At 69.6% G+C, this 24,772-nt stretch carries 27 protein-coding genes; 16 read left to right on the top strand and 11 right to left on the bottom strand.

All coding sequences use genetic code 11. From position 1 onward, the window contains the following. Positions 1–3: 3 nt before the first annotated feature. Both dgt and D7W81_RS17575 read left to right on the top strand, forming a co-directional pair. Positions 4–1,452 carry a dGTP triphosphohydrolase gene (gene dgt / locus D7W81_RS17580; protein WP_120556550.1) on the top strand — a complete coding sequence of 483 codons (1,449 nt, stop codon included), beginning with the start codon at positions 4–6 and terminating at the stop codon, positions 1,450–1,452. Next, positions 1,430–2,326, top strand: coding sequence for a hypothetical protein (locus D7W81_RS17575; protein ID WP_120556549.1), 897 nt, complete (start codon positions 1,430–1,432; stop codon positions 2,324–2,326). Before dgt ends, D7W81_RS17575 begins: the two co-directional genes overlap by 23 nt. Before the next feature lie 10 nt (positions 2,327–2,336). Here D7W81_RS17575 and D7W81_RS17570 read toward each other — a convergent pair whose 3' ends face one another. From D7W81_RS17570 to D7W81_RS17555, 4 genes are all read right to left on the bottom strand, one after another. Beyond that, positions 2,337–2,705: a VOC family protein gene (locus tag D7W81_RS17570; protein ID WP_120556548.1), complete on the bottom strand. Its 369-nt coding sequence runs from the start codon at positions 2,703–2,705 to the stop codon at positions 2,337–2,339. 166 nt (positions 2,706–2,871) lie between these two features. Beyond that, a complete protein-coding gene (locus D7W81_RS17565; RefSeq protein ID WP_120556547.1) occupies positions 2,872–3,507 on the bottom strand; it encodes a DUF3226 domain-containing protein in 636 nt (211 codons plus the stop codon). Then, the gene (locus D7W81_RS17560; protein ID WP_120556546.1) at positions 3,504–4,550 is read right to left on the bottom strand and encodes an AAA family ATPase; all 1,047 of its coding nucleotides are present in this window, start codon (positions 4,548–4,550) and stop codon (positions 3,504–3,506) included. The genes D7W81_RS17565 and D7W81_RS17560 overlap by 4 nt, the downstream gene beginning before the upstream one ends. A gap of 66 nt (positions 4,551–4,616) precedes the next feature. Next, the gene (locus D7W81_RS17555) at positions 4,617–6,401 is read right to left on the bottom strand and encodes a methyl-accepting chemotaxis protein (RefSeq protein WP_120556545.1); all 1,785 of its coding nucleotides are present in this window, start codon (positions 6,399–6,401) and stop codon (positions 4,617–4,619) included. 314 nt (positions 6,402–6,715) lie between these two features. Between D7W81_RS17555 and D7W81_RS17550 the strand changes: the two genes are divergently transcribed. Continuing rightward, a complete protein-coding gene (locus D7W81_RS17550; RefSeq protein ID WP_120556544.1) occupies positions 6,716–6,922 on the top strand; it encodes a CsbD family protein in 207 nt (68 codons plus the stop codon). Between the two features lie 88 nt (positions 6,923–7,010). Here D7W81_RS17550 and D7W81_RS42800 read toward each other — a convergent pair whose 3' ends face one another. Continuing rightward, positions 7,011–7,172, bottom strand: a complete 162-nt coding sequence (locus D7W81_RS42800; protein WP_014400293.1) for a hypothetical protein — start codon at positions 7,170–7,172, stop codon at positions 7,011–7,013. A gap of 545 nt (positions 7,173–7,717) precedes the next feature. On the opposite strand from D7W81_RS42800, the gene D7W81_RS17545 reads away from it, so the two are divergent. Beyond that, positions 7,718–8,656 (top strand): universal stress protein, encoded by a 939-nt coding sequence (locus D7W81_RS17545; RefSeq protein WP_244227260.1) that lies wholly within the window; start codon positions 7,718–7,720, stop codon positions 8,654–8,656. 37 nt (positions 8,657–8,693) lie between these two features. Beyond that, the gene (locus D7W81_RS17540; RefSeq protein WP_120556542.1) at positions 8,694–10,559 is read left to right on the top strand and encodes an ABC transporter ATP-binding protein; all 1,866 of its coding nucleotides are present in this window, start codon (positions 8,694–8,696) and stop codon (positions 10,557–10,559) included. A gap of 4 nt (positions 10,560–10,563) precedes the next feature. Here the strand turns inward: D7W81_RS17540 and D7W81_RS17535 are convergent, their stop codons facing one another. Beyond that, positions 10,564–10,923, bottom strand: a complete 360-nt coding sequence (locus tag D7W81_RS17535) for a thioredoxin family protein (protein ID WP_120556541.1) — start codon at positions 10,921–10,923, stop codon at positions 10,564–10,566. 212 nt (positions 10,924–11,135) lie between these two features. Between D7W81_RS17535 and D7W81_RS17530 the strand changes: the two genes are divergently transcribed. After that, positions 11,136–12,377, top strand: coding sequence for an SMI1/KNR4 family protein (locus D7W81_RS17530; RefSeq protein ID WP_120556540.1), 1,242 nt, complete (start codon positions 11,136–11,138; stop codon positions 12,375–12,377). Between the two features lie 87 nt (positions 12,378–12,464). On the opposite strand, the gene D7W81_RS17525 is transcribed toward D7W81_RS17530, so the two are convergent. Continuing rightward, complete coding sequence (locus tag D7W81_RS17525) at positions 12,465–12,740, bottom strand: hypothetical protein (protein ID WP_120556539.1); 276 nt, start codon at positions 12,738–12,740, stop codon at positions 12,465–12,467. A 115-nt stretch (positions 12,741–12,855) separates the two neighbouring features. After that, positions 12,856–13,503, bottom strand: a complete 648-nt coding sequence (locus D7W81_RS17520) for a SanA/YdcF family protein (protein WP_208721344.1) — start codon at positions 13,501–13,503, stop codon at positions 12,856–12,858. Between the two features lie 265 nt (positions 13,504–13,768). Here D7W81_RS17520 and atpG point away from each other — a divergent pair, with 265 nt between their 5' ends. From atpG to D7W81_RS17470, 10 genes are all read left to right on the top strand, one after another. Next, positions 13,769–14,665: an ATP synthase F1 subunit gamma gene (gene atpG / locus D7W81_RS17515; RefSeq protein WP_120556537.1), complete on the top strand. Its 897-nt coding sequence runs from the start codon at positions 13,769–13,771 to the stop codon at positions 14,663–14,665. A 322-nt stretch (positions 14,666–14,987) separates the two neighbouring features. Then, on the top strand, positions 14,988–16,433 hold the full coding sequence (gene atpD / locus D7W81_RS17510) for a F0F1 ATP synthase subunit beta (protein ID WP_120556536.1): 1,446 nt from the start codon (positions 14,988–14,990) through the stop codon (positions 16,431–16,433). Between the two features lie 6 nt (positions 16,434–16,439). Further along, positions 16,440–16,988 carry a hypothetical protein gene (locus D7W81_RS17505; protein ID WP_120556535.1) on the top strand — a complete coding sequence of 183 codons (549 nt, stop codon included), beginning with the start codon at positions 16,440–16,442 and terminating at the stop codon, positions 16,986–16,988. A 29-nt stretch (positions 16,989–17,017) separates the two neighbouring features. Next, a complete protein-coding gene (locus tag D7W81_RS17500; RefSeq protein WP_120556534.1) occupies positions 17,018–17,422 on the top strand; it encodes a F0F1 ATP synthase subunit epsilon in 405 nt (134 codons plus the stop codon). A gap of 141 nt (positions 17,423–17,563) precedes the next feature. After that, entirely contained in the window at positions 17,564–17,833 is a 270-nt protein-coding gene (locus tag D7W81_RS17495) for a hypothetical protein (RefSeq protein ID WP_120556533.1), read from the top strand. Between the two features lie 447 nt (positions 17,834–18,280). After that, on the top strand, positions 18,281–19,312 hold the full coding sequence (locus tag D7W81_RS17490; protein WP_120556532.1) for an ADP-ribosylglycohydrolase family protein: 1,032 nt from the start codon (positions 18,281–18,283) through the stop codon (positions 19,310–19,312). A 190-nt stretch (positions 19,313–19,502) separates the two neighbouring features. Beyond that, entirely contained in the window at positions 19,503–19,907 is a 405-nt protein-coding gene (locus tag D7W81_RS17485) for a phage holin family protein (protein ID WP_120556531.1), read from the top strand. Next, on the top strand, positions 19,904–20,419 hold the full coding sequence (locus tag D7W81_RS17480) for a hypothetical protein (RefSeq protein WP_120556530.1): 516 nt from the start codon (positions 19,904–19,906) through the stop codon (positions 20,417–20,419). The genes D7W81_RS17485 and D7W81_RS17480 overlap by 4 nt, the downstream gene beginning before the upstream one ends. Positions 20,420–20,455: 36 nt before the next feature. Further along, entirely contained in the window at positions 20,456–21,802 is a 1,347-nt protein-coding gene (locus D7W81_RS17475; RefSeq protein ID WP_244227262.1) for a cytochrome ubiquinol oxidase subunit I, read from the top strand. After that, positions 21,792–22,823 carry a cytochrome d ubiquinol oxidase subunit II gene (locus D7W81_RS17470; protein WP_120556528.1) on the top strand — a complete coding sequence of 344 codons (1,032 nt, stop codon included), beginning with the start codon at positions 21,792–21,794 and terminating at the stop codon, positions 22,821–22,823. Before D7W81_RS17475 ends, D7W81_RS17470 begins: the two co-directional genes overlap by 11 nt. Here D7W81_RS17470 and D7W81_RS17465 read toward each other — a convergent pair. The 3 genes from D7W81_RS17465 to D7W81_RS17455 form a co-directional block, all read right to left on the bottom strand. Continuing rightward, entirely contained in the window at positions 22,813–23,340 is a 528-nt protein-coding gene (locus tag D7W81_RS17465) for a hypothetical protein (protein WP_120556527.1), read from the bottom strand. The two genes, D7W81_RS17470 and D7W81_RS17465, sit on opposite strands and share 11 nt — an antisense overlap. 42 nt (positions 23,341–23,382) lie before the next feature. Then, positions 23,383–24,153: an SDR family NAD(P)-dependent oxidoreductase gene (locus tag D7W81_RS17460; RefSeq protein WP_120556526.1), complete on the bottom strand. Its 771-nt coding sequence runs from the start codon at positions 24,151–24,153 to the stop codon at positions 23,383–23,385. 56 nt (positions 24,154–24,209) lie between these two features. After that, positions 24,210–24,772, bottom strand: a 563-nt coding sequence (locus tag D7W81_RS17455; RefSeq protein WP_120556525.1) for a methyltransferase domain-containing protein, incomplete at its 5' end; no start/stop codon positions are given.

Raw genomic sequence — 24,772 nt, 5'->3', positions numbered from 1 at the left:
ACCATGGCGCTGGATTGGAAGACGTTGCTGTGTGAGACGCGGATCCGCGAGGCAGAGGGTGGACGGGCCTCGACTCCTCTGGAGGAAGATGGCCGGTCCCACTTCGATCGGGACCATGACCGGACCGTCTTCTCCACTCCTTTCCGGCGTCTCCAGGACAAGACTCAGGTGTTTCCGCTGGAGCCGAACGACGCGGTCCGGACACGCCTGACGCATTCCATGGAGGTGTCGACCCTGGCACGGGGGCTCGCGCGGGGAGCGGCCAGATGGATGCTGCGGGAGCGTCATCTGGAGTCCAACCAGCAGGCCATGGACATTGAAGCCATCGCGACGACATGCGGGCTGCTTCATGACCTGGGAAACCCTCCGTTCGGCCACGCGGGCGAGGAGGCCATCAGCAGCTGGTTCAAGAAGAACTTCGGTGAGAAGGGGCAGGGGCTCTACCCTGGAGCGGAGATGGCTTCGGCGCGTGGCGGCCAGCTCCGGAACGATTTCTTGCTGTTCGAGGGAAACGCCCAGACGCTACGCATCGTGTCGCGCCTTCAACTGCTCGCGGACTCCTACGGGCTGAACCTGACGGTAGGCACGCTGTCGGCCTCGATGAAGTACACGGCCGCTTCGGATGAGACGTCCGACCACGGGCCCGCCGACAAGAAGAAGCCCGGCTATTTCGCCTCGGAACAGGACAAGGTCGACCTGATCCGGTCCCTCACGGGAACTGGAACGGCGCGCAACCCCATCGCGTACCTCGTCGAAGCCTGTGATGACATGGTCTACGCGACCGTGGACATTGAGGATGGGGTCAAGAAGGGCCTCGTGAGCTGGGAGGAAGTGGAAGCCTTCCTGAAGGAGCACGACAGCTCAGGCATGGCGGAGACCGTCCTCAAGAGCGTTCATCGCTACATCGACGGGTCGGACACGCCGTTGGAGGGAAGGGCTCGGGACGAGGCGCTCGCGCAGCACTTCCGGACGGTGGCCATTGGCGATGCCAAGCGCGAAATCCTCAAGGCCTTTCAGGAGCATTACGAACGGCTCATGCAGGGCGAGGTATTGGCGCAGGGGGACCTCATTGGCTCAAGTGGGGCGGCACGCCTCATCAAGGTGTGCAAGCGCTTTGGGGGCGAGCGCGTCTACAACGCACCGGAGACGCTTCGACTGGAAACCCTGGGCCGCCGCGTCATCCACGGGCTGATGGACATCTTCTGGGAAGGGGCTCGCGAGTGCCCATTACCCATGGACCCTGACATCGATGCCCGGAAGAATTTCAACAGGCGCCCCGAAGGCAAGGTCTACAACCTGCTGTCGAGGAACTACCGGACCGCGTTTGAGTCCGCCTGCAGGCGTTCCTCGCTGCCTCCGCGGTACCACCGCTTCCAGTTGGTGACGGACTACGTCTGTGGAATGACAGACACCTTCGCTTGCAGCCTCCATGAGCAGCTCACCCACGGATAGCGCCATCCTTCGCGACCCACTGCGGGTCCTGCGCAAGCGTCTGAGCGACTTCGTCACCCGTACGCCCTTGCCCTGGCACGGCGCGGTGAGGACGCTCCTGGACGTCTTCCGGGAACATGACTGGCAGGTCTTCCTCTTCGGCGGCACGCTGCGGGACCTGCTGGCCGTGTCGGCGACGGCGGCGCCCCGGGACGTCGACCTGGTCGTGGCGGGCGCGACGGGGGACGCGCTCCGGGAGGCCTTTTCCCGGGAGTTGGTCCGGGTCAATCGTTTCGGCGGGCTGCGCCTCCAGGTCCAGAAGCTCCCGGTGGACATCTGGACCCTGGAGTCCACCTGGGCCTTCCAGCAGAGGCTGGTTCCCGGCGGGGACTTCGCGCATCTGCCCCAGACGACCTTCCTCAATGTGGAAGCCGTGGCCGCGGAGCTGGACACCCGGAAGGGGCGTGCGCGGCAGGTCTACGGAGAAACCTTCTTCCGTGCGGTGCGTGAGCAGGTGCTCGAGATCAACCTGGAGGAGAACCCCTACGCGGGCCTCTGTGTGGTCCGGTCCCTGCTCACGGCACGCAAGCTCCACTACGCGCTGGGACCCCGGCTGGCGCGGTACATCGCCCATCATGGTTCCCGCATCGACACGGAGGAGCTTGAAGCCGTTCAGCTCTCCCACTACGGGCGTGTCCATCTCGACCGTGACCACCTGATGCGCCTGACCCGAATCGTGAGTGGGAAGGTGGGGGCCACGCGTCCGAGGCCCATCGAGCTTCCCCATGCGCGTCAGCTCGAATGGAAGCTGCCGCGTCCCCAGCAGCTCGACTGGCACTCCCGGGAGTGGAGGTCCAGCTCCCGGGAGGGGACCGTCTGGAAGAGCACCGGCTGACGGCCGCGCGTCAGACGGCGCCGGGGCGGCAGCTCACTTCCACGAGGATGCCGCCCGGGGCACGGCAGTAGACGAGGGTGCCCCGGTTGTTGCGGATGACGTCGGACACCTCCAGGCCGTCGGCCTTCACGCGCTCCTGGAAGGCGAGCACGGGGGCTTCGGAGTCCTGGAGGAAGCCGAGGTGGAAGTCCTCGGGGAAGACGTCGGTGTCGCGCTTGCGGCGCTGGAGGACGAGCACGAAGCCATCCGTGCCGCCGAGGATGGCGATGGCGGGCGAGTCATGGTTCTTCGCGTGCGACGTGAAGCCGCAGTAGCGCGTGAAGAAGCGGGCGGTGGCCTGGACGTCGGGGACCTGCAGATCAAGGTGATTCAGCTTCATGGTGGGCCTCGCGAAGACACACGTGTGCCTTCGAAGGGCCGTGGGTCCTGAATCCCGAAGGAGACGGACAAGTGCTTCCACCATGGAAGTGACCGGGGCTCACCGAACCGGTCCGCCGTTTTTCGACCGGTGTGGAGGCTAACGGCGTCCGCGTGCCGGGTGCAAGTCAGAGAGCCTGTAGGAAGGCACGGAGCGGGTCGAAGGCCACGTGGTTCAAGTCGAAGACTTTGGAACCGTTCAGGGCCTGGTGCAGACGGAGGGGTTCGGGCTGCATGGCGAGGTATGCGTCGAGCCAGCCTTTCATGCCGCGCGCCTGAGTGGTGTGAGGCTGGCCCGCACAAGTCACGAGGGCATTCACGCAAGAGGTCAGCGCCGGATCACGAACCGCTTGTTTGCACAGGCCCTCAATACTGCCGGTCTGCTGTCCGTCAGGAGAGACGAAGACGCCCACCCTGGGGGCGGCACCTGGGACGAAGGCGCCGTGCACGAAAGGTGCGGTGACGTTGAGCGCGGCCAGCGCCTCTTGGATGAGACCCTGCGTCCCCACAGGGTCATCTTCCATGTCGAGCAAGACGCCGACACTGCGTGCATATCTGAAGCTGGGGTCCTGGGCCGCGAGTCTTGCCAGCTCTGTGATGTTTGGGCGGCCACGGGCATTCCAACAGACCAAGCTGCCCCACACAGCAGGCCCTGCAATGGCTTTACAGAGCTTTTCCTCGTCGCCGCCTTCCACGAGCAACAGACCGAATGGCTCGGTGGGGAATGGAGGCTGCTTTTTCTTCTCATTGGGAGGACGACTCATCCGCGGATCTCCACTCCCATCCGCTCTGCGGCTTCGACTAGGTCGCGGTCGTAGACGACGGCCTTGGTCAAATGCTCCTGCTTGTCGAGCCGGATGACGCGGAGCCCGTTGTCATTCTCTGCCTTGAAGACTCGTGAAGCGGCTTGTACGCATTCCTCAGAGTGCGTTGTCGCGAAGACCTGAACGGACTTCGCTCGGGTTGCTTTGGAGATCCAGGTCCACAAGGGTTCCATCACGCTGTGATGGAGCCCGTTTTCGATCTCATCAATGTGGATTGAAGCGCCGTCTGTCGCTGCGAACGAAACCGCGAACTCGAAGTAGCGCTTCATTCCTTCCCCCATCATGAGGAGCGGAACCAGCCCTTCGCGTCGCAGGCGGACGTAGACGCTCACGCGGTTACCCGTCGGCGCCAGTAGCTCGACCCCTGAGACTTGATCGTTCACATAGCGGAGAAGATCTGTCACCGCCTCATCACGCCCTTGCTGCTTGAGCTTTGAAAAGGCTCGGATGTCCTCGCTACCAATGACTGGGCTGGGGGATATCCAACGGCTTGGAATGTTTGTTTGCGCTGTTGGGAGCTTCTCACCCGTGGCTGTTTGGTCGATGACAGAGGTCGTCTCATGGCGCCCGCCCGCGACGGTGGCTTTCAAGGTCCACGCGGGAGTGACGACAGATGCTTTGAGCCCGTCAATCGTCATGGGCCCGTCTACAGGCTCCTTTGCGACTGCAAGCGTCAAAGGTAGATCCGCGAATGAAGTGCTGTGGATGCGAAAGCCAGCGAGAGCATCCATCCGGTGGAAGATGGGCAGCCAGAACTCATCGAAGTCAGCTATGTCTGTATTGCTGGTGTTGGCGACACGCATGCGCTGCCGAGCAGTCAGGATGCCAATTGCATTTCGAGGATCCCGCGCCAGCATGAGCGCCTCCATCAGCGCCGTCTTCCCGCTGTCGTTCCTCCCGATGATCAGATTCACGCGCCCCAGTCCCTCGACGTGGAGCCGCTCGATGCCTCGGAAATTCTCGACCGTGATGGAGGTCAGCATGGCGGCCTTCTACCAGACCTCGGGAGGGCCAGCCCACGGCACCCGGTAGCCCGACCGCCGCACCACTCAGGAAACGTACCGCTCCGCCAGCTCCGACACCTGCCCCGTCGCCTGGGCCACCGCGGTCGCCGCTTCCTGCGTGGTGCCCAATTGCCGCAGCGTCGCGGCCATCAGCTCGTCCATCTCGCTCACCGCGCCGAAGAGCTGATCCACGCCCGCGTGCTGCTGCGCCACGGCTTCGGCAATCTGCCTCACCGCCGACGCGGACTCGTGCGTCAGCTTGATGAGCTCCCGCAGCCGCTCACCGCTCTTGCGCAGCGGCACCAGCGCTGACTCCACGCCCGCTGAGCTCTTGTCCGCGGTGACGACCGCCTCGCCCGTGGCGGCCTCCATGCCCTCCAGGAGCCCGCGCACCTGGCCCGTCGCCTTGATGGACTGGTCCGCCAGCTCGCGCATCTGCCGCGCCACCACCGCGAAGCCCCGGCCCTGTTCACCCGCGCGGCTCGCCTCGATGGCCGCGTTGATGGCCAGCATGTGCGACTGGTCCGCCAGCGACTTCACCACCTCCGACACCCGGCCCACCTCGCGGGCCCGCGTGCCCAGGTCCACCACCTGCTGGTTCAGCCCGTGCGTCAGGTCGCGGATGTCCGCGAGCCCCTGCTCCGTGCCCGCCAGCGACTCCTCGCCCAGCTTGCCCATCGCCGCGGCGCGCTCCGCCACCTGCAACACGCTCCCCGCGCGGCTGGCCGCCAGCTTCGACATCTGCTGGATCTCCTGCGCCGTCGTGCGCGCCTGGTGGATGGCCGACGCCTGCCGCGACAGCGTGCGGTTCTGCTGGTCGCTCGCCTCCGTCAGCCGCGTGCCCGCCTTCGCCAGGTGCCCCGCCGACGAGCTCAGCGCCCGGGGCAGCTCCTGCAACTGCTCATAGAGCAGCCACGTGCGCGCGGACAGGTCGCCCAACTCGTCCGTGGACACCCACTGCGGCGGCGCCGCGCGGCCCTCCACCAGCGCGTCCAGGGACGCCCCCACCGCCTTCGCACCCTGCGCCAGCCGGCGCGCCGCCCACGCCGCCGTGAAGATGGCCCCCAGCGCCGCGAACCCGCCCAGGAACGCCACCGGCAGCGTCAGGTCCCGCTGCAACGGCCGGATGCGCGCACGCACCCGCGCCGCGCCCCGGTACTCGCCCGACAGCTCCAGGTCGTCCGCCAGCGACGACAGGTTCTTCTCCAGCCGCAGCTGCAACGTGGCGATGCTCGTGATGCACGTGATCAGCAGCGCGGACACGACGATGGCCGGCAGGAACCAGCTCTGCCGGGGCAGGAACAGCCCTTCGCCCGCGGGCCGCTCGTGTGGCGCCAGACGGAACGCCTCCAGCGTCACCGCCGCCAGCGCCTTCTCGTAGAGCATGTACATGATGGGCGCGCTGAAGAGGCCCGCGCTCATCGCCACCGCCACGCCCACCAGGATGACGCGCGGCGGCCGGCCCAGCGCCAGACCAATGGCGCCGTTGAAGAAGATGCCGCCCAGGAACCAGCCCGCCTGCGCCTCCACGAACGTGAGCACGCCCGGAAGCCGCAACAGCCGCCCCAGCCGCTCCGCCGGATTCGCTGGCGCCTCCAGTGCATGCCGCAACAGCGCTCCCACCGCGCCAATGGGCACCACCAGCGCCAGCCCACCAATGACGATGGGCGTGACGACGCCCAGCACGAACCCCAGGTTGCTCGCGTCCACGTCCAGCAGCTGCATGTCCACGTAGATGGCCGGCGCAACCGCCACCGTGACGACCACGGTGCGCAGCAACAGCAGCTTGAAGAGCAGCGCCTGGGTCGGGTGGGGGGAAGGCTGGGTCATCGCAGACGGATCCCGGAGGGTCACTCAAGACTGGGGGGGAAGCCCGGGGGCGTCAATGCAACGTCCGCTTCTTGTGACACAGACTCCCGAGTCTTCGGGAATAGCAGGGACGCATCGGGTAGGGCTGACAGGGCGCGTGTCATTTCCGCACGCGCCGTGCATTGTTCACTCCCTGACACTCGCGGTGGTCCCCGCCGTGTCTCCTGGCTGGAGGAGGGCAGCCGGGCGGACGGGCCAGCGCGGCCTGCCACGCGCCCGGGACGTGAGCACGTTGTCTTCCACAACGATTCACACACCGACGTCAGGAGGACGCCATGGGCGAGTGGACTGACAAGGCCAAGGGCAAGGTGAAGGAAACCGTAGGCGTTGCGACCGGCGACCGTTCGCTGGAAGCCGAGGGCAAGGCGGACACGGCCAAGGGCAAGGTCAAGGGCGTGGTCGAGGACGTGAAGCACGCCATCAAGGACGCGGTCGACGGAAAGGATGCCCCGCGCCGCGACGCGGATCCGTATCAGCGCTAGCCGCACGGCACCGCATCACCCTTGAAAGCGTTCGGGCCGCGGAAGCGCTCTGCTTCCCGCGGCCCGGACCGTCTTCAGCGGCGCGCGCTCACTGCCGCATCTTCTCGCAGGGACACGCCACCTCGAGGAAGGTGGTGGACTTGCCGCTGAGCATCACCCAGAGACAGCGCAACACACAGGCTGTTCCGAACTCCCGGTAGATGAGTCCCAGGTTGGCAACCACCTCACGTCCGGTGATGACCCCGCGCATGTCCCGCTCCCTTGCTTCCTGCCGTCCGACCCGCCGCCCATGGCCCCGTGAGGAGCCGGTCAGAGGTCTCTGCAAAGGGCTGGCCGAGCCTCGAAAAGCGCCCCTGTTCTCCAAGGTCCAGCGGTGAACGTCTCAAGCGCCTGAAACGACGGCTCTGAACGCCCGGCTGCCCTGGGGTCCTTGAACGAAGCGGTGGGGCGCCCTGAAAACGTTACAGAAACAGGGCGCCGTGCGGAGGATGGAAGGCCTGCCTGGCTGCCCTGAGCGAAGCGTCATGCCGGGCTCCGCCGCTCGCGCGCCCCGCCGCCTGGCCGTGGACGCAGCGTCCCTGAAAGACGGGTGGCACATTCACCGGCCGGGCTGAATGTATGTCCATGAGGGCCCGCGTGAGGCGGCAAGCCCGTGATGCCGTGCGTGGATGTCTCAATCCCGGGTGCCGTGAGCCGCCGTGCCGCCACGCCCTGGAGGTCCGCTCGGTGCGTCCAATGCGGTGAGGTGGAAGGAAGGGTGTCGAGATGAAGCCGAACGTGTCTCCCAGGAAGGGCATGCCCCTGCTTCCCGACGGCCTCCTCCGCGCCCAGCGGGGGCTGCGGCGGGTGGCGGTGGGGTTGGATTTCTCCCTGCAGTCCGAGTTCGCGCTGGCCCGCGCGCTGCGGCTTCCGTTGGCGCACGGCGCGGCCTTCAGCGTCCTGCACGTCAGCCCACCGCTGGACGGCCATCAGGGACCGGACGGAACGGTGGCGTGTGAGCGGTGCCTGCGCCGGTTGGTGACGTCCGCGGCGAAGCGGCTGCGGCAGCGGCCGGACGTGGACGTGCGCGAGGAGCTGCGCTCCGGGGACGCGCCGCACGTGGCGGCGGAGCTGGCGAAGGACCAGGGCGTGGAGGTGCTGGTCGTGGGCCGGCCCCATCCCGCCTGGCCGGTGACGCCCCTGCCGGAGAGCTCCATGGTGATGCGGCTGGTGCGGGAGGTGGACGCGTCCGTGCTGGTGGTGGTGCCGCACCCGGGCCGCGTCTACCACCGGCCCCTCGTCGCGGTGAACTTCTCGCGCGAGTCCCGCCGCGCGCTGGAGCTGACGATGCGCCTGTGTCCGGCGTCGACGCTCATCGAGGTGCTGCACGTGGTGGACCTGCGCGAGGAGGAGGCGGCCCTGCGCCGCCAGGACGCCCCCGTGGCGCAGGAGCTGCGGCTGCGGCAGGAGCGCGAGGACGCGGCGCGCAGGGCGCTCGGGCGCTTCCTGGCACCGTACCGGGAGACGGGCCGCGTGCTGGAGAGCCGCCTGCGGTTCGGGGACCCGCGTGAGTGCATCCTCGCGGAGGCCCTGGAGCGCGACTCGGACCTGCTGACGCTGGGCATGTCCTCCGCGAATCCGCCGTCCGCGCTGACGGAGTGCGTGCTGCGGAACTCACGCTGCGACGTGCTCATCTCCCGGCACGCCGCCCCGCCCCCCGCCCTGCCGGACGGCGACGGCACCCCGGCTTCCTGAAAGCAGGGAAGTCCAGCGCGGCGGGGGATGAGGCGTTATGAGGGGCGGCACCTTGCCACGTCCCCTGCCAACACCGCCGCCTTCGCTCCGGGCCCGTTTGAAGAACGCGGGCGTCCTCTTCAAGCAGCTGCCGGGCACCTTCCGCCTCTTCTGGCGGGCGAGCCCCCGGGGCGCGGTGGTGCTGGGCGTGCTCACGCTGGTGGCGGCGGTGCTGCCGGCGAGCATCGCGTGGGTGGGCAAGCTCATCGTGGACACGGTGGTGGCCGCGGCGAAGGGCGATGCCGCGGCGCACTCGCGCGTGCTGGGGCTGGTGGCCACGGAGTTCGCGCTGATGGTGGCCTCCGCCATCGTGGACCGGGGGCTCACGCTCACCAAGGACCTGTTGCGCGCGCACCTGGGCAACCTGCTCAACGAGCGCATCCTCCAGAAGGCGCTGGAGCTGGAGCTGCAGCACTTCGAGGACTCGGAAACCTACGACAAGATGCAGAACGCGCGGCGGGAAGCGAACGCGCGCCCGCTGTCGCTGGTGATGCAGGCGTTCAGCATCGTGCGCAACGTCATCACCCTGTCCACCTACGCGGTGCTGCTGGTGGCGCTGTCGCCGTGGAGCGTGGTGGTGCTGCTCGCCGCGTCCATCCCCGCGTTCATCGCGGAGGCGCGCCTGGCCGCGGAGGGCTTCCGGCTGTACTCGTGGCGCGCGCCGGAGGGCCGCAAGCTCAACTACCTGGAGTGGATCCTCACGCGTGACAGCACGGTGAAGGAGGTGAAGCTCTTCGGGTTGGGGCCGCTGGTGATGGGGAGATACCGCGAGCTGTTCCAGAAGTTCTTCGCGGAGGACCGGGCGCTCGCGCGCAAGCGCATGGCGTGGGGCCTGGGGCTGGGCCTGCTGTCGCTGGCGGCCTTCTACGGCTGCTACCTCTTCGTCGCGAGCAAGGCCGCGTCCGGCGGCATCTCCGTGGGTGACATGGTGCTGTACCTGGCCGTGTTCCGGCAGGGGCAGGCCGCGTTCCAGGGCATCCTCACCAGCGTGGGCTCCATGTACGAGGACGCGCTCTTCATGAGCAACCTCTTCGCCTACCTGGACATCCCCACGGTGGCGAGCGCGCCGCGGGCCCTGCCCGCCGTCTCACCGCCGCGGGGGCGGACCAACGCCATCGAGCTGCGCGACGTGTCCTTCCGCTACGCGGGCAAGGAGGCGTGGGCGCTGCGCAACGTGTCGCTCACGCTCAAGCCCGGCCAGAAGCTGGCGCTGGTGGGGGAGAACGGCGCGGGGAAGAGCACGCTGGTGAAGCTGCTCCTGCGCATGTACGAGCCCACGGAGGGACAGATTCTCTACGGCGGCGTGGACACCGCGCGGATGGACGCGGACGACCTGCGCAGCCGCTTCGGGGCGGTGTTCCAGGACTTCGTGCGCTACCAGTTCAGCGTGGCGGAGAACATCGGCCTGGGACACGTGCCCGCGCTGGAGGACCGGCCCGCCATCGAGCGGGCGGCGGAGCAGGGCGGGGCCAACTCCGTCATCGCGACGCTGCCCGGCCAGTACGACACGATGCTGGGCGGCTGGTTCGAGAAGGGCCAGGAGCTCTCCAGCGGACAGTGGCAGAAGCTGGCCGTGTCACGCGCCTTCATGCGCGACGACGCGGAGGTGCTCATCCTGGACGAGCCCACGGCGAGCATCGACGCGGAGGCCGAGCACGCCCTCTTCGAGCGCTTCCAGGCGCTGGCCGCGGACCGCATCGCCATCGTGATTTCGCACCGCTTCTCCACGGTGCGCATGGCGGATCAAATCGCCGTGCTCCACAACGGGACGGTGCAGGAGCTGGGCAGCCACGACGAGCTGATGGCGCTCGACGGGCGGTACGCGCACCTGTTCCGGCTTCAGGCGCGCGGCTACCGGGACTGAAGCCTCAGGCCTGGGCCTTGGCCCCGCCGGGCAGGTGGTCCCGGATGACGCCCAGGAAGTACGGCTTGCCGTAGAACTGGCTCATCTTCCCCAGCAGCTTCCCGTTGCGGAACAGCAGGAAGGTGGGGATGCCGAACAGGCCGAAGCGGGTGGCCAGGGTCTCGTGCTCGTAGGCGTTGACCTTGACGACGCGCATGGGGGCGCCGTCCAGCTCCTGGAGGAGTTCGGGTTCGGCGGCCGCGTAGATGTCGCAGTTCGGGCAGCCCGGGCCCCAGAAGTCCACCACCACCAACTCGTCGCGGGGCTCCATGACGAGCGAGTCGAAGGTCTCGGTCGTCGCCTCGATGCTTACGGGATGCGCCATGGCCTCCTTCCTAACGTCCCGGGGGGCGGGCTTCCACCCGGGTTGCCAGGCCCCGGAGCAGGCGGCCAGGGGGGATGGAGGGGGCGGCCGTGTCAGGTTCTCCAGGTATGTCTACAGGCGTCGGGTGGACAAACCCGACATGCACACTGCGCACGGGGGCCCAGGCACCGTAAGGTGTGGGCCTCGGTGGCTGTCGATGTCGTGGAGGGGTCATGCACGAGTGGTTGGAGTCACTGCGCAAGTCGGCGAAGGCGACCTCGGAGGGTGTGCAGGCGGAGGAGGTCCGCCGCGCGGAGACGGAGTGCGGCGTCCCGTTCCCCCAGGACCTGGCGGACCTGTACCGGGGGCTCAACGGCGGTGAGTTCCAGGGCGAGGTGCGCCTGTTCCCGCTGCGTGGCGACGAGGGAGAGCCCAGCGTCCTGGAGAAGAGCCGGCTGATGGTGGTGGGCCTGCCCGCCGCGGGCGTGTGGCGCTTCGGGTTGAAGGGCGCGCACCGGCACCTGTTCGTCGCGCGCAAGTCCGCGATGGAGGAGCAGGGTGACGGGGGCGGGCCGCTGCCCGGCTGGGTGGACGCGCTGGAAGGCGACGACTGGGTCTTCGGCACCTGGGACGGCGAGAAGAAGGAGATGCGGCTGTACCGTGCGCTCAAGGACATGCTCGAGGTGCTGATTCCGCCCGTAGAAGAGGTGGAGAGCTTCGGGGAGCGCACCTTCGCGCGCGCCATGAACGCCGTGCTCCAGGGCGCGCTGTCCGGAGCCGCGGCGCAGGCGGAGGACGAGGAGGGCGAGGCGCCCGTCGGCCGTGGCCGCGACTACTCGAGCGACCTGGCCGCCCTGGCCCGTGAAGCGGGCGAGGACGAGGAGGCCGAGGTGTCCGGCGAGGAGGAGCTCGAGGCCGAGGAGGAGCTCGAAGCCGCCGAGACCGTCGGCGAGGAAGCCCCCGGGCAGGAAGAGCTGTTCGAGGAGCCCGAGTCGAGGCGCCCCGCCGCGAAGAAGGTCCGCCTCGGGAAGGCCGCCCCGGCCGCCGCGAAGGAGTCATCCGGGCCCGCCCGGAAGAGCGCGCGGAAGGCCGCCGCGAAGAAGGCCGCGCCCGCGCGTGGGGCCGCGAAGAAGGCCACGGGCAAGTCCGCCGCGAAGAAGGGGGCCCCCGCGAAGAAGGCCGCCGCGAAGAAGGGGACTGCCCAGCAGCGTGGCGCCGCCGCGAAGAAGGGTGCCACCGCGAAGAAGGGTGCCACCGCGAAGAAGGGGGCTGCCCGGAAGGGTGGCGCCGCCGCGAAGAAGGGCGCCGCCCAGAAGCGAGGGGCTGCCGCGAAGAAGGGGGCTCCCGCGAAGAAGTCCGCTGCCCAGAAGCGCGGTGCCGTCGCGAAGAAGGGCGCTGCCCAGAAGCGGGGGGCTGCCGCGAAGAAGGGCACGGGCAAGGCCGCCGCGAAGAAGTCCTCGCGCCGCCGGTCCTGAGCCGCACGGGCCCCACTTGAAGACAAAGGGCGCGTCCCACGCACGGGGACGCGCCCTCGTTGATCCACAGCCAGGCCCTCGGCCCTGCTACCCCTCGGGCAGCAGGTCCGGCGACTGCACGCGCGGGCCGGGGTCATCCGGCTGCGCGGTCAGCTCGCGGTCCTCTTCCTCCTCATCACCCCGGCCGAAGCGCTGGATCTGATCCGGCAGGATGTCCCGCGCATCCGCCTCCTCCTCCAGGGGCGGCGACGCGGCCAGGTCCTGGTCCGTGATGTTGATCTCCTCCTCGCCGGTGTCCGGATTCAGGTGGCGCCGCGAGGTGGACTCGCCCACATCCTCGTCTCCGAGCTTGTTGAACCGCATGGGGTCTCCTCGACAGGGACGGTTGAGAAAAGCTTTCCGTGTCCCCACGAAAATGGGCCCCCTGGATGGGAGCGGCAATGGACGCCGCTCGCCTGCCTGCCGGGCCCGGCCCCGGTCAGCGGGGAGCCGTCGGCGGCTGGCTGTCAGGGCTGGCGGGCTTCACCTCCAGCAGCACCATCGCCAGCGCCAGCACGCGGGAGAGTGTCTCGCGCACCGTGTAGCGCCAGGGGGTCGCCCGTCCCTCGTCCGCCGCCACGCCCCACGCGTCGATGCCCACCGAGTTGGCGATGAAGAGCGCCCGCGACAGGTGGAAGCGCTGCGTGACGAGCACCGCCCGGTTCGCGCCAAACACCGAGTGGGCCCTCAGGCAGCTGTCGTAGGTGGACAGCCCCGCCTCGTCGCCCAGCACCGCGTCCTCCGGCACCCCGCGCTCCAGCAGGTAGCGCCGCATGGCCCGCGTCTCGTTGTGGAAGGGCGCGGAGTTGTCCCCGCTCACCAGCAGCGACCGCACCTTGCCCTGCCGCCAGAGCGCAATGGCCGCGTCCAGCCGCTGCGCCAGCACCGGCGACGGCACCGGCCCCGGCGCCAGCCCCGCCCCGAACACCAGGGCCAGGGGGGCCTCCGGCGCGCTCGCCAGCGGCACAATGCGGCCCTGGTAGCGCAGGCGCACGAAGTGGGACAGGCCCAGGAGGATGGCCACGGCCAGCCCGAGCAGCCCCAGGCCCCTGCGTACCCACACCCTGGTCGTGCCGCCAGCCTTCATGGACCCCGCAGAACGGTCGGAAGGGGCCATTCTCTTCCGGGGCCCCCGCCGGGGAAAGCGCCACGGGCGGCCTGGCGGCGGGAACTGTTCACGCCCGCCCGGCCCCCGGACGGCTGTGGCGGGGGGCTGTGGCCGGGGCCGCCCCGGGCACCGCGCCGTTGACCCGCCCCCGGCCCGCCTATATAGGGGGCCCGCCGTCCCTCATGGCCAGCCCGGGCTGTCACGGGGCGCGCGCCGCACGTCGTCCCAGAGGAGTTTCCGGTCCATGGCGTCCCTTCGCGACATCCGCAAGCGCATCCGCTCGGTGAAGAACACGCGGCAGATCACCAAGGCCATGAAGATGGTCTCCGCCGCGAAGCTCCGGAAGGCGCAGGACGCCATCCTCGCCGCCCGCCCGTACGCGCAGACGCTGGAGCAGATCATCTCCGAGCTGGCCGTGCGCTCCGCGGACCAGGAGCTGGCGCACCCGCTGCTCGCCACCCGCCCCATCCGCCGCGTGGAGCTCCTGCTCCTCACGTCCGACCGCGGCCTCGCCGGCGGCTTCAACTCCAACGTCATCCGCCGCGCCAACCGCTACCTGTACGAGAACAGCAACCTCCAGGTGCGCGTCTCCACGGTGGGCCGCAAGGGCAATGACTTCTTCCGCAACCGCGGCCAGTCCATCCGCAAGGACTTCGCCGGCCTGTACGCGACGCTGAACTACCGCTCCGCCGCCAACGTCGCGGAAGAGCTGGCCGCCGCCTTCCTCAACGACGAGGTCGACGCGGTCTTCGTCGTCTACAACGAGTTCGTCTCCGCCATCACCCAGAACGTCGTCGTGTCGCAGCTGCTGCCGCTGCAGCCCGCCACGGTGAAGGCCGCCACGACTGCCACGCCCGAGACCGTCGCCGCGGCCCCGGCCCTGGTGGACTTCAAGTACGAGCCGTCCCGCCAGGCCGTGCTGGACCGGCTGGTGCCCCAGGCGGTGAACATCAAGCTGTACCGGGCGCTGCTGGAGAGCGTGGCCAGCGAGCAGGGCGCGCGCATGAGCGCCATGGAGAACGCGACCAACAACGCCACGGACATGATCTCCAGCTACACCCTGCTCTACAACCGCACCCGTCAGGCGGTCATCACCAAGGAGCTGATGGAGATCGTCTCCGGCGCCGAGGCCCTCAAGTAGTCCGCCTCCCACCCGGTTGCACTCCCAGGAGGGCCCGTTGCTTCGCGCTCCCACGAGCGCCGGAGGCACGGGCCCTTCGCATTTCCGGAACCCCCCACTCAGGCCCCCCGCCGGGCAGGCGGGGAAGAGGGAAACCGCAAGGGACTGGCGTATGGGACACCGCTCCGCTAAGCGGGACTTACGTGCGCGGACCCGGGAGGCTTGACCCTGCCGGGCACCCCCCGGTAAAGGGGGCCCGCCCACACCCCTCTTTCGGGGTCGATTTCCTGACGGGCGGCGGCGCCCCGGCCGCTCGCCACACGAGACAAGGCAGAGGAGTTCCATGAGCGCTCAAGTCCCGACGACTGGCAGGATCACGCAGGTTCTCGGCCCCGTGGTCGACGTGGAGTTCCCGCCCGGCGGGCTCCCTGAGGTGTACGCCGCCCTCAAGCTGACCAACCCCAACCTGGGCGCGGAGCAGGACAACCTCACCATCGAGGTGGCGCAGCACCTGGGCGAGAACACCGTGCGCTGCATCGCCATGGACTCCACGGAGGGCCTGGGCCGCGGCATGCCGGTGCGCAACACGGGCGCCCCCATCCAGGTGCCGGTGGGCAAGGCCACCCTGGGCCGCATCATGAACGTCACCGGCGAGCCGGTGGACGAAATGGGCCCGGTGAACGCCACCGAGTACTGGCCCATCCACCGCGCGCCCCCTCCGTTCACGGAGCAGGACGTGCGCGTGCAGATGTTCGAGACCGGCATCAAGGTCATCGACCTGCTCGCCCCCTACACCCGTGGCGGCAAGATCGGCCTGTTCGGCGGCGCCGGCGTGGGCAAGACGGTGCTCCTGCAGGAGCTCATCCGCAACGTGGCCGTGGAGCGCGGCGGCTTCTCCGTGTTCGCCGGCGTGGGCGAGCGCACCCGTGAAGGCAACGACCTGTACCACGAGATGCAGGAGACCAAGGTCATCCAGACCGACAACCTGGAGAAGAGCCAGGCGGTCCTCGTGTACGGCCAGATGAACGAGCCGCCCGGCGCCCGCGCCCGCGTGGCCCTGTCCGCGCTGACCATGGCGGAGTACTTCCGCGACGTGGAGGGCCGTGACGTGCTCCTCTTCGTGGACAACATCTTCCGCTTCACCCAGGCCGGCTCGGAAGTGTCCGCCCTCCTGGGCCGCATCCCCAGCGCGGTGGGTTACCAGCCCACGCTCGCCACGGAGATGGGCGGCCTGCAGGAGCGCATCACCTCCACCACCAAGGGCTCCATCACCTCCGTGCAGGCCATCTACGTGCCCGCGGACGACCTGACGGACCCCGCGCCCGCCACCGCGTTCGCCCACCTGGACGCGACCACGGTGCTCAACCGCGCCATCGCGGAGCTCGCCATCTTCCCCGCCGTGGACCCGCTGGACTCCACCAGCCGCATCCTGTCCGCGGACGTGCTGGGCGCCGAGCACTACGCCGTGGCCCGCCGCATCCAGGGCATCCTGCAGCGCTACAAGGAGCTCCAGGACATCATCGCCATCCTCGGCATGGACGAGCTGTCCGAAGAGGACAAGCTGTCCGTGGCGCGCGCCCGGAAGATCCAGCGCTTCCTGTCCCAGCCGTTCTTCGTGGCCAAGGTCTTCACGGGCCTGGACGGCCGCTACGTGTCGCTGAAGGACACCATCCGCAGCTTCAAGGAGATCGCGGACGGCAAGCACGACGACCTGCCGGAGTCCGCCTTCTACATGGTGGGCACCATCGAAGAGGCGCAGGAGAAGGCCCGCAAGCTGGCGGCGGCGTAAAGACCCATGCGCCTGACCGTCGCGCTCGCCCTGCTGGTGTGTGGTGCCGCGCCTTCCGCCCTGGCGGAGGAGCGCGGCAGCCGGGCACGGGTGAGCGCGAACGGGCTCTACAGCGTCCGCACGGTGGACGTGGGCGTGGGGAAGTGCCGGCTGGAGATGCTCAAGGAGAACGGGCCCCTCTGGTCGGCGGACGTGTGCGTGGGGACGGTGGACGACCTGTACTTCGCCTCCAATGACGGGGAGAAGGTCTGGGTGCTCTACCCACTGGTGGAGAAGGGCAAGCCGCCCCCCGGCAAGAAGAAGAAGGGCAGCAGCCTGGCGTGGGCGCGGGTGATGGTGGCGGCCCAGTTCGACCGCACCGGGCAGAAGCTCCAGGAGCGGCGGCTGACGGAGCTGATGACGACGAAGCAGCTGCCGGAAGTGCGGCAGATGGCCCACCACCTCAAGTGGCTGGAGGGCACGCTGGGCATTCCGGGCAAGGGCCCCCGCCTGACGGACGCCGGGGTGTTGGAGTTCGAGCCGGTGGGCGCGCAGACCCAGCGGCTGACTTTCTGATGCGGTAGTGCGGGAGCACGAGGACCTTCATGGCCAAGCTGACTGTCGAGATCGTCACCCCCGAGAAGCGCATCCTGTCCGTGCAGGCCGACGAGGCCATCGTGCCGGGTGGAGAGGGCCTGTTCGGCGTGCGTCCGGGCCACACGCCGTTCCTGTCGCTGGTGGAGCCGGGCACGCTGACCCTCATCGAGGCGGGCAAGCAGGACCGCTACTTCGTGGCCGGTGGCTTCGTGGAGGTGAGCAACGACAAGGTGCTGGTGCTGGCGGACGCCGCCGAGCACGTCAACGGCATCGACGTCGCGGGTGCCCGCCGCCGCATGGAAGAGGCCCAGGCGCGCTTGAAGGACCTGAACAGCGCGGACGCGCGCTACGCGCTGGAGCAGGCCGCGGTGCGCCGCGAGGCCGCGCGCATCAGCGCCTCCGAGACCCGCTAGAGGTCCTCACCCGCGCGTCCTGTGACAGGGCGCGCGTCGCCGTACCGGAAGGGTGGTGCTCCGAAGCCCCGCGGCATGGGGAACCGGCGCTCCACCCTTTTCGCGTTCCGGGGCTCGGCCAGCGCATGATGCGCCGCTGTCATGAGCGCTCCTGAATCCCCCATCCTGGAACTGTTCCACCGCATCGCGGATCCGCCGTCCGCCACCGCGCGCCGCTTCGTCACGGACCACGCGCTGGAGGACCGCGTGCGCTTCCGCAACCTCACCTACGCGGAGGTGGAGAAGGACTGGCTGGAGCGCGGCGGCCACACGTCCCCCGCGCTGTGGGACGGCACGCGGCTGCACCAGGGCGCGGAGGCCGTGGTGGCGCGGCTGATGGCGGTGGTGAACCTGGGCCGCGACGACTCGTGATCAGCGCGTGCGTTCGCGCGCGCATCGCGTGGACGAAGTGAAGTGGCTCGCGTCAAGGTGAACACCTGAGCCCGTGGGCACTTCACGCGCACGGCGCCTTGCGCACCCACGCGCGGCCACCCGTGCGTCCCTTTCGGTCCATGCGCAGCATTCGAAGTTGGACATGGATGCGTGCTCGCGCGCTTCATCAGGCCCGCCTGCTTGCTGAAACGCGGCGGGATGCGATAGCTACCGCGCCCCCGGTTGCGCCGTGGTCACGGCGAAGGAGGCAGACAGTGGCGACGCGCGTGGTGCAATCCAGCGGGACCTTTCCTGTCCAGCGCTCCACCGCACCCGCTTCGTGCACGTCAAGGCCCCATGATCGATCCGCCGTCGCGTCGCGCGCCCTCGCAGCGTTCATCTCGGTGCTCGTCCTTGGCTGAGGCTCGGGTAATCTCCGCCCCTCCGATGCCGCTGACTCCCGCAGACCGCCAGGACAGGTTCCATGCGGCGTTTCTCGGGCTCGCCATTGGGGATGCGCTCGGCTTTCCGCTGAGGGGCATCCCCCCGGCGAGCCTGGCGCGGCTGCCCGGGCTGGCGGAGGACTTCGCGCCCCGTCCGCGCGGCAAGTTCGCCAAGGGCCAGTTCAGCGACGACACGCAGCTCCTGCTCGCGGCCGCGGAGAGCGTCATCCGCGAGGGCAAGGTGGACGGCCGCAGCGCGGCGCTGCACCTGGCGTGGCTGTGGCAGGAGGGCATCATCCTCCAGCCGCCGCGCAGCCTCTCTGAAGCGCTGCAGCGGCTGACGGCCGGCACGCCGTGGATGAGCGCGGGCGCGCCCCTGGGCACGAAGTGCCCGTCGGTGCTCAGCCGCGCGCTGGTGGTGGGCCTCTTCGAAAGCGGTCAGCGCGCGCGCCTGCCCCATGACGCGGGCGTGCTCACCGTCATCACGCACAAGGACCCCGTCTGCGCCGCTGCCGCGGCCGCGTTCGCGCAGGCGGTGGCGCTGGGCATGGAGCAGGAGGCCCTCACGCCCGCGGCCTTCTGCGAGGCCCTGGCGCTGTCCGCCGCCGTGCACGACAAGAACCTGGCGGAGGAGATCCGCCACCTGCCGCGCCTGCTCACCTGGGACACCCAGCGCGCGCTCAACCAGCTGCGCAAGGTGGGCGTGCCCCCCAGTGAGTTGAAGGGCGTGGACGGCCTGCCGTGCCACGTGGTGCCGGTGCTGCTCACGTCGCTGTACGCGACGCTGAAGGTGCCGCACGACTTCCGCGAGGCCGTGGTCATGACGCTGCGCTGTGGCGGCGAGGCGGACGTGGCCGCCGCGCTCACGGGCGCCCTCCTGGGCGCGCACCTGGGCACCCGCGCCATCCCCGCGCGGTTGCGCAAGCAGGTGCTGTACGCGGAGAACCTGCTGGACACCGCGGACCGCCTGTTCCGGGCCCGCCAGGTGCGCGAGACGCTGGCCACGGCGATCGCGCACCAGAAGACCCGCCGCTAGCCAGTGCCCACTGCCCCATTCCGTGGGGCGGGGGTACCAGGCAGGCAGCCGGACGAGGATGGGGTGTGCGCCGGGACTTCTCCCGCCCACCCTTCCTGACCACCTTCAGGAACAGACCGGGGACAGCCGGGACGCCGAGCAGGCGGCCATCGGTGATGCCCCGTGAAGTCACCCTGTCGGAGGCACGGTCGTGGACCTCGAATCTGAACGCCTGGAGCGCACGCAGCTGGAGACGCTCTCCACCCCGGAACTCATCCGGCACGCGCTGTCGGAAACCCGCCTGTTGGTGAAGGCGGAGGTGATGCACGCCAAGAAGGAGCTGAAGCAGGAGCTGCAGGCGGCCAAGCTCGCCGGCATCTTCCTGGGCGCGGGAGCCGTCCTGGCCCTCACGTCGCTGGCGGTGCTCTTCGTCGCGCTGGGCCTGGCGCTGCCCTTGGGGGACGCGGTGGGCGTGCTCATCGTGGGCGCCGTGCTCCTGGCCGTGGCTGGCCTCCTCCTGTTCCTGGGGGCCAAGCGGATTCCCAAGAAGCCGCTGGTCCACACGCAGGAGCGCTTGAAGACGGACCTTCAGCTGACCCGGGAGACGCTGCAATGAGCCACGCACCCGAGACGACCGAAGCGCACGCGGAGCACGCCATCACCAAGCGCATGGGCGACCGCGAGCAGGTGGAGAAGACCGCGGACCGCATCCGCGACGAGCTGCTCCTCACCCTGGAGGAGCTGGACCGCCGGCGCACCCGCGCCACGGACGTGAGCTACCACGTCAACCAGCACAAGGACCTGCTCGTCACCGTGGGCGCCGCCGCGCTGGTGGCGGTGGGCCTGGGCGTGGGTCTCGCCATCTACCGTGCCCGCCACCACGACGAGCGCGTGCGCCGCCAGCGCCGCAAGGCCCTGGAGCGCGCCTGGGCCCACCCGGACCGCGTGGCCACCAGCCTCGAGGACAAGCCGCTGGGCGCGGAGCTGGGCCGCAAGGTAGTGATGATTTTCGCCACCTCGCTCGCCACCGCCGTGGCCCGCAACTCCATCCAGACCCTGGTCCCCTCGCGGACCGTCACCAAGGTCCCCGCGGACAAGGTCACTGTGGAGAAATATAAGAAATCCTGAATGCGCAAAATGCGCGCATAAAGCAGACTGATGTCCATGACGGACCTGCTCTATGCGCGCGCGCAGATGGGGCTCTCGCTCGCGTTCCACATCGTGTTCGCGGCGGCCGGCGTGGCGTTGCCGGTGCTGATGGTGCTGAGCGACCTGAAGCACCGGCGCACGGGAGACGCCGACTACCGGAAGCTCAGTGAGAAGCTGGCCAAGGGCACGGCCATCCTCTTCGCGGTGGGCGCGGTGAGCGGGACGGTGCTCTCGTTCGAGCTGGGCCTCTTGTGGCCGGAGTTCATGGGCCGCTACGGGGAAGTGATTGGCCTGCCCTTCAGTCTGGAGGGCGTGGCCTTCTTCACCGAGGCCATCTTCCTGGGCATCTACCTGTACGGCCGCGAGCGCGTGTCGCCGGGCCTGCACCTGTTCAGCGGCGTGATGGTGGCGGTGAGCGGCGCGGCGAGCGCGTTCTTCGTCACGCTGGTGAACACGTTCATGAACAACCCGTCCGGCTTCACGCCCACGCCCACGGGGCCCACGGACGTGCAGCCGCTGGTGGCGATGTTCAGCCCCGGCTGGCAGTACCAGACGGCCCACGTGCTCCTGTCCTGCTATCAGGCCAGCGCGTTCGCCATGGCGGGCATCCACGCCTTCATCCTGCTGAAGCACCCGGGCGCGGCCTTCCACAAGAAGGCGCTGTCCATCGCGCTGCCGCTCGCGTGCGTCACCGCGCTCGCGCAGCCGCTGGTGGGGGACCTGTCCGCGAAGCACGTGGCGCGCGAGCAGCCGGTGAAGCTGGCCGCGATGGAGGCGCACTTCCACACGGAGGCGGGCGCGCCCCTGAAGGTGGGTGGGTGGCCGGACGTGGAGACGCGCACGGTGGCGGGCGCCATCGACATCCCGAAGGGGCTCTCCATCCTGGGCTTCGCGGATCCAGACGCGGTGGTGAAGGGGCTGGAGGAGTTCCCCCGCGACGTCTGGCCGCCGGTGGCGAAGGTCCACATGGCCTTCCAGGTGATGGTGGGCACGGGCAGCCTGATGGCGCTGCTCGCGCTGGCGACGCTGTGGCGCAGGTGGCGGGGCCGCGAGTGGCCCCACGGCAAGGGGATGATGCGCGCGTGGCTGTGGGCGGGACCGCTGGGGCTGGTGGCGCTGGAGGCGGGGTGGCTCGTCACGGAGTGGGGCCGGCAGCCGTGGATCGTCCGGGACGTGATGCGCACGGGCGAGGCGGTGACGCCGGTGCCGCACCTGGCCGCGCCGTTCTTCACCTTCACGGCGGTGTACCTGTTCCTCGGGGTGACGGTGCTCTTCGTGCTCTGGCGGCAGGTGGCGGGCACGCTGCCCGGGTCCAAGACGCCCGGCGCGCCCGCGGACGGCGAGGTGGCCCATGTCCACTGAGACGCTGATGCTGGGGCTCGCGGTGGCGGGCACGTTCGTGCTGTACGCGCTGCTGGGCGGGGCGGACTTCGGCGGCGGCGTGTGGGATTTGCTGGCGCGCGGGCCTCGCAAGGCGGAGCAGCGCGCGCTCATCGCCAATGCCATCGGCCCGGTGTGGGAGGTGAACCACGTCTGGCTCATCGTCGGGCTGGTGCTGCTGTTCAGCGGCTTCCCGCGTGCGTTCGCGGCCTTGAGCGTGGCGCTGCACGTGCCCCTGACGCTGCTGGTGCTGGGCATCGTGTTCCGGGGCACGGCGTTCACCTTCCGCGCCTACGACACGCGCGGCGACGTGGTGGAGCGCCGCTGGGGCGTCGTCTTCAGCGTCGCGAGTGTCGTGGCGCCGCTGCTGCTGGGCATGTGCGTGGGCGCGGTGGCCAGCGACGCCATCCGCATGCAGGGGCACGCGGTGGTGAGCGGCTTCTTCGCGTCGTGGCTGTCGCCCTTCGCGCTGTCGGTGGGCGTGCTGACGCTGGGGCTGTTCGCGTTCCTGGCGGCCGTGTACCTCACGCACGAGGCGCGGACGCCCCAGCTGGCGGAGGACTTCCGGCGCCGGGCGCTGGTGACGGGCGGACTCCTGTTTCCGCTGGCCCTGGCCGCCCTGCTGCTGTCGCGCGAGGGCGCGCCGCGCATCTGGCACGGCCTGTCCCGGACGCCGTTCGCGCTGGCGCTACACGGAGGCACCGCGGTGGCGGCGGTGACGGCGTTCGCGCTCCTGTGGACGCGGCGCTTCCGGGCCGCACGGGTGGCGGCGGCCACGCAGGGTGGGCTCATCGTGCTGGGGTGGGCGGTGTCGCAGGCGCCGTACCTCGTGTATCCGCACCTGACGCTCCAGAGCGCGGCGGCGCAGCCGGTGGTGCAGCGGCTGCTGCTCGTGGCGCTCGCGGTGGGGCTGGTGGCGGTGGTGCCGTCGCTGGTGCTGCTGTTCCGCGTCTTCGGGCCCAGGGGCCAGGTGCCCCAGGCTCCGGAAGTGCCTACGACTTGAGCACGGGGAACAGGGGCGGGTGCACGACGCGGGGCTTCTCATCGCCCCGTGCCACCAGCACGCGGGCCCCTTCAATCAGGTCCTCCGAGTCCAGGGCCTCCACCACGGTGCGCGCGGCCGTGTCGGGGTCCATCACGCGGCAGTGCACGCGCATGACGCCCGCTTCCGTCTCGCCGCCCTCCACCTCGCCGTTGCCCGTCCAGCCGAGCGCGTCCGTGAGCAGCTCCTCCACGGCGTTGCGCTGCTCGAAGTCGTGGCCGGTGCCCTTGCCCTGCACGGTGTATTCAACGAGCAGCACGGCCATGGCGTCCGGCTCGGGCTCGTCGTAGCCCGCGTCCACCAGGGACTCGGCCTCTTGAGCGATGACCATGTCGGGGTCTTCGTCAGGCGGGACGGGGACGGCCTTCTCCTCGCCTCCGTTCCCCACGGTGCCCCAGTGCACAGTGACGACGCCCTCGTGCTCCCACGCCTCCCAGTAGCGCAGGGTGTCGCCGTCCTTCTTGTAGAGCTTCAGCAATGCGTGGCCCTCATTCGCGCGGACTCCATACCGCACCCGGGCCTAGTAGGCACGGCCCTGTCCGCCGTCCACGGGCACGGTGGAGCCCGTGACCCACTTCGCCCGCTCCGAGCACAGGAAGGCGACCACGTCCGCCACCTCCTCGGGGGTGCCGAAGCGGCCCCAGGGAATCTGTTCGCGCACCACCTTGGCCACCGCCTCCGGGTCGTGCTGCTGGCGCCGGTCCCAGCTGCCGCCGGGGAAGAAGATGGAGCCCGGGGCCACCGCGTTGACGCGGATACGGTGGGACGCCAGGTCGATGGCCATCTCCTTGGTGAGCGCGATGAGGCCCGCCTTGGCGGCGCTGTAGGGCGCGCTGGTGGCGTACTCGCGGCCGAAGATGGAGCTGATGTGCACGATGCTGCCGCCGCCGAGCTGGCGCATCACCGGCACCGCGCGCTGGCTGCACCACACGGCGGACATCAGGTTGCGCTGGAGGACGTCGTTCCACTGCTGGGTGCTGGCCGCGTCGAAGGCGCCCGCGCCGCCGCTGCCGCCCACGTTGTTCACCAGGATGTCCAGCGAACCGAAGGCGCGAATCGCGGAGTCCACCGCCGAGTACGCACCCTCCTGCGTGGCCACGTCCGCGACCACCGTGGCCACCTGGGCGCCTTCGGAGCGCAGCTCCTTCGCGAGGGCCTCCAGCGGCTCCAGGTGGCGCGCGCACACGGACACCCGGGCGCCCTCGCGCGACAGCGCCATGGCGATGGCCTTCCCGATGCCCCGGCTGCTGCCGGTGACGAGCGCCGTCTTCCCCGTGATTCCCAGTTCCATGCCGTCCCTTCTACCGCCGGCCCGGGCCGGGTGGGGGACGGGATTCAGCGGGGCGTTCAAAGGCGTTCGAAGACGTCCAGGCGCCAGGTGCCCTCCATCTCGCCGCGCAGGTGGCGCAGGAGCTTGGGGGTGAGCCGCCGGAAGGCGTCGTGGACCTCGTGGCCGTTGAGGGACATGTCGCGCGTCTGGCCGGTCCAGTGCACGAGGACCAGGTGCCCGCCGGGCTCCAGGTGCTCCAGGATGCGCTGCTGCGCGAGCGCCAGCTCCGGGAGGCTCCAGTAGGCGCCGCTCTCGGACAGAAGGGTGAGGTCGAAGGTCCCCTCGGGGTAGCGCTCCGGCACGCTCATCCGGTCGAAGCGCACGTGCGGCAGGTGCCGGCAACGGTGGATGGCGCGGGCCTGGGCGGACTCGGAGGACTCCAGGGAGAGGAGCGCATCACAGCGCGCCTGGAGCTTCTCCGTGAGCAGACCGATGGCGCCGCCAATCTCCAGGGCGGAGCGGTAGCGCGCGCGGGGCAGGGAGGACATCGTGACGTCGTCGCGGCTGCGCACGCAGCCCAGCGCGTCGAAGCGCCATGAGTCCTCCTCGGGCGGTGGTGGAGGCGGGGTCAGCAGGAGGG

Origin of the sequence: Corallococcus aberystwythensis (assembly GCF_003612165.1) — a bacterium.
Classification (GTDB): Bacteria; Myxococcota; Myxococcia; order Myxococcales; family Myxococcaceae; genus Corallococcus; species Corallococcus aberystwythensis.
Note: the sequence above shows the minus strand (reverse complement) of the source record. Positions and strands in the feature narration are given on the sequence as shown.